The organism is Candidatus Hydrogenedentota bacterium, assembly GCA_016791475.1.
In the GTDB taxonomy this organism is placed as follows: domain Bacteria; phylum Hydrogenedentota; class Hydrogenedentia; order Hydrogenedentales; family JAEUWI01; genus JAEUWI01.
In genome coordinates this window covers 1-594 of the sequence record JAEUWI010000339.1, presented here as the reverse complement: position 1 = coordinate 594, position 594 = coordinate 1, and the positions used below count along the sequence as shown (strand labels likewise).

The window sequence follows — 594 nt, the reverse complement described above, 5'->3', positions numbered from 1 at the left end:
GCGCCGCACGTTTGGCCAGGTGCGCCGCTTCTTCATGCAGCAACTCGCCATTCATCAATTGCAGGGCCTGCAGCGGCGTGGTGGTGCGGCTACGGCGATCGCAGCTTTCGCTGAACACAATGGCATCGAAGGCGGCCATCATCGGTAGCGGCAGGGATCGGCGCTGAAAGATGTACACCGAACGGCGATGCTCGTCTTCGGGCTTGTCATTCGGCTCCCACATCTGGCCGCCGGTGCGTCCGTAGCGGGCGAAGTCGGCTAGGTCCGCCGGCAGGGGCGGGAAGACGCTGGGGCCGCCCATCGCCAGGTTCAGGCGCCCGCTGGCGTAGAGGATGCTGTCGCGGATGGCTTCGGCCTCCAGGCGGCGGCGATTGTAGCGGGAGATGAGCTTGTTGTCGGGGTCCGACGCTGCCTTGGCATCAGGGTTGTCGCTCGCCTGCTGGTAGGTGTTGGACAGCAGGATGGTCTTGTGGAGCGACTTGATGTTCCAGCCGGTCTCCATGAACTCCGCGGCCAGCCAGTCCAGCAGTTCGGGATGGGTGGGCTTTTCGCCATTGCGTCCAAAGTCACTGGGGGTGGCGACAATGCCGGTGC

General features: G+C 64.6%; 1 protein-coding gene. It reads right to left on the bottom strand.

The window, feature by feature from the left end; genetic code table 11:
* Positions 1 to 594 (bottom strand): DUF1553 domain-containing protein (locus tag JNK74_29555; GenBank protein MBL7650320.1); only part of this gene is annotated, 594 nt, incomplete at both ends.